Source organism: Saccharopolyspora sp. 6M (assembly GCF_020176775.1).
GTDB lineage: Bacteria > Actinomycetota > Actinomycetes > Mycobacteriales > Pseudonocardiaceae > Saccharopolyspora_C > Saccharopolyspora_C gregorii.
Window position 1 is genome coordinate 1 of the sequence record NZ_JAIUJZ010000226.1, and the last position, 2,597, is coordinate 2,597.

The 2,597-nt window shown below is 74.6% G+C and carries 3 protein-coding genes; all 3 read right to left on the reverse strand.

The genetic code is table 11. The annotated features are described in order from the left end of the window. Nucleotides 1-154 precede the first annotated feature (154 nt). On the reverse strand, nt 155-634 hold the full coding sequence (locus LCD31_RS29670; RefSeq protein ID WP_224961957.1) for an ion channel: 480 nt from the start codon (nt 632-634) through the stop codon (nt 155-157). 72 nt (nt 635-706) lie between these two features. After that, on the reverse strand, nt 707-1,585 hold the full coding sequence (locus LCD31_RS25085) for a metal ABC transporter permease (protein ID WP_224961959.1): 879 nt from the start codon (nt 1,583-1,585) through the stop codon (nt 707-709). Further along, nucleotides 1,582-2,442, reverse strand: a complete 861-nt coding sequence (locus LCD31_RS25090; RefSeq protein ID WP_374108075.1) for a metal ABC transporter ATP-binding protein — start codon at nt 2,440-2,442, stop codon at nt 1,582-1,584. Before LCD31_RS25090 ends, LCD31_RS25085 begins: the two co-directional genes overlap by 4 nt. Nucleotides 2,443-2,597 lie beyond the last annotated feature (155 nt).

Sequence of the window (2,597 nt, forward strand, 5' to 3'; positions counted from 1 at the left end):
TTCCCGAGTGGCTCCGCCACGAGGGAAAAGCTGTCCTCGCGAGAATCCCGCTGAGAACCCGCGGGTGGTCCGGTTGCTCGGGTGGTCGGCGGTTCAGCGGCTTCGCCGCTGACAGGAAACGGACACGACCCGTCGGGGGGTCGCGGCGGTGGGTTCACCGGGTGGCGTTGCGGACTGCTGTGATCGCTGCGCCGAGGAAGCCCAGGTTGAACACCAGGTGCACGCTCACCAGCACTCGCGCCGCCTGGGAGGAGGCGTGCACGTCGCCGAAACCGACCGTGCTGGTGATCGACAGCGCGAAGTACAGCGCATCCACCTTGGTGGCCAGCGCGGCGATCGACCCCGGCCAGTGCGCGTTCAGCCCGCAGTACACCGCGGCGAAGAACAGCACGGCCAGGTACAGCGAGGTCAGCACCCCGGTCAGCGCCACGCCCCCGGAGCGGAACCGGCGGACCTGGCGCACGATCACCGCGGCCACCGCGACCAGGCCCGCCGCGAACGCGCCGACGAACGCCCAGGTGCCGCGCACGTCGAACACGCCCAGCGGCAGCGCGAAGTACACCGCGGTGCTCGCGGCGACGGCCAGCACGGTCCCCGCCGTCCGGCGCAGCAGGCCCCGCTCCGAGGAGAACACCCGCTCAGCGTGCGTGTCCCCGACGGCCTCCGCCGGACGATCGGACGGCGATGGCGGGCCGGCTCCCGCCGGTCAGGCCGCCGCGGGAGCGCGGGAGACGCGGCGCAGCCGGACGTTGCCGACCGCCCGGCACACCAGGTAGATCGCGAACGACAGGATCGTCACGAACGCGCTCACCGGAGCGCCCGGCGCCAGCGACAGCACGATGCCGCCCAGCACCGCGACCTCGGCGAACACCACGGCCAGCACCGTGGACAGCAGCGGGCTCGCGGTCACCCGCGCCGCCGCGGCGCCCGGCGTCACCATCAGCGCCAGCACCAGCAGCGCCCCGACCGTGTAGACGCCGAGCGCGGTCGCCACGCCCACCAGCACCGCGAACAGCGGGGTGAGCAGCCGGGCGGGCACGCCCCGCGCCGCGGCCACGTCCGGGTCGACGCTGGCGAACAGCAGCGGCCGGTACACCACGGCCAGCACCACCAGCACCACCGCGGCACTGCCGCCGAGCAGCGCCACGTCGGCCGAGTCCACGCCGACGATCTGCCCGATGAGCAGGCTGAACTTGTTCGAGGTGCGCTCCGGGTTCATCCACAGCAGCAGCACCCCGAGGCCGAGGCCGAACGACAGGATCGCGCCGATCACCGAGTCCCGTTCCCCGCCGCGCTGCCCGAGGAACCCGAGCAGCAGCGCCGCGACCACCGCGCCGCCGAGCGCCCCGGCTCCGACGCTCGCGCCGAACAGCAGGGCGGCGGCCGCGCCGGTGAACGCGAGCTCCGCGGTGCCGTGCACGGCGAAGGACATCTTCCGCGCCACCACCAGCGGCGCCAGCGCCCCCGACACCAGGCCGAGCGCGGCCGCGGCCAGCAGCGCCTGCTGCACGAACGGGTAGCCGAGCAGGTTCCCGGTCAGCTCGAAGTCGAAGAACCGGCTCAGCGCGTCCAGCAGGGTGTTCATGAGGTGGTCTCCGCGTCGACGTGGTGGTGATCGACTTCGTCGGTGCCGGTGACGACGAGCCTGCCGCCGACCCGGGCGACCTCGACGTCCGACCGGTAGAGCTCGGAGAGCGTCGCCGAGGTCATCACCTCGTCCGGCGTGCCGATCCGGAACCGGCCGTCGACCAGGTACAGGATCCGGTCCACCAGCGGCAGCACCGGGTTGATCTCGTGCGTCACGAACAGCACCGCCGAGCCGGTCTCCCGCGCCTGCCGGGCGATCAGCCTGCTCACGTTGCGCTGGTGCGCGATGTCCAGCGACAGCAGCGGTTCGTCGCACAGCAGCACGTCCGGGTCGCCGACCAGGGCCTGCGCGACCCGCAGCCGCTGCTGCTCACCACCGGAGAGCAGCCCCAGCGGCATCCGTGCGTACTCGGTGGCCTCCACCGCGCGCAGCGCCCGCTCGACCCGCTGTCTGCGGTCCTTGCGGCCGCGGAAGCCCACGCCCCAGTGGTGGCCGTCCAGGCCGAGGCCGACGAGGTCGCTGCCGCGGACCGTGAGCGTCGGATCCACCGAGCGCTGCTGCGGGACGTAGCCGATGCGGGGGCTCCCGCGCCGCGCCGCCTCACCCGCGATCCGCACCTCGCCGCCGCTGAGCGGCTGCAGCCCCAGCAGCACCCGCAGCAGGCTCGTCTTCCCCGACCCGTTCGGGCCGAGCACCGCGAGGAACTCGCCGGGGTGCACGTCCAGGTCCAGCCCGTCCCACAGGACGCGCGGGCCGTAGGAGAGGCGGGCGCCGCGCAACCGGACCGCCGGGTCGCGCCCGGAGGCGTCCGGCTCGGTGCGGTCCGGTGCTGCGGTGTCGGTGCTGGGTTCCACGTGGCTCTCGGATCAGTGGTGGGGTCGGTTCGGGCGCCGGGGGGGGGGGGGGGGGCGGGGGGCCCCCCCCCCCCCCCCCCGGCCCCCGGGGCCCCCCCCCGGCCCCCCCCCGCGCCCCGACACACACCCCCCCACCCCCAAGCAGAGGGGAGGGG